At 75.4% G+C, this 505-nt stretch carries 1 protein-coding gene; it reads left to right on the plus strand.

Annotated elements, in window-relative coordinates; genetic code table 11:
* Positions 1-150: 150 nt before the first annotated feature.
* A partial coding sequence (locus FNX44_RS27545; protein WP_153507823.1) for a VOC family protein occupies positions 151-505 on the plus strand: 355 nt, incomplete at its 3' end.

A 505-nucleotide genomic window follows, 5' to 3' on the forward strand; every position in this document is an offset into this window, starting at 1 on the left:
GCGCGAAGCGGACCCCGAGGAGGGCCCCGACGAGCCGTGACCCGTGCCCCGGGCTTCCGACGCGCGAGGTCGGCCGGCCCGCCCTACCCTGCGAGAAGGGCCGCCCGGCGGCAACACCCCCGGGCCGCCCGTCGGCGAAGGGAGCTCTGGATGGACGGCGGACCCACCTTCTTCGAACTCGGCGTCGAGGACGTGGAGCGCGCCCGGGTCTTCTTCGGCGAACTCTTCGGCTGGACCCTCAGCCCCGGCCCGTCCGGCGAGGGCTACACGATCGGCACCTCCACGCTCCCCGGCGGCCTGCACGGCGGCGACCCGGGCGCCGGCCCCTACCTCTTCTTCGCCGTCGACGACATCAACGCCGCCACGCAGCGCGTGCGCGACCTCGGCGGCACGGTCGAGGGCACCGACCTCGGCGGCGAGGACGCGGAGACCGTCGCCCGCTTCGGCCGCTTCAAGCTCTGCCGCGACGACCAGGGGACCCCCTTCGGCCTCCACGAACCCCCAC

This window comes from Streptomyces alkaliterrae (assembly GCF_007097205.2).
Taxonomy (GTDB): Bacteria; Actinomycetota; Actinomycetes; order Streptomycetales; family Streptomycetaceae; genus Streptomyces; species Streptomyces alkaliterrae.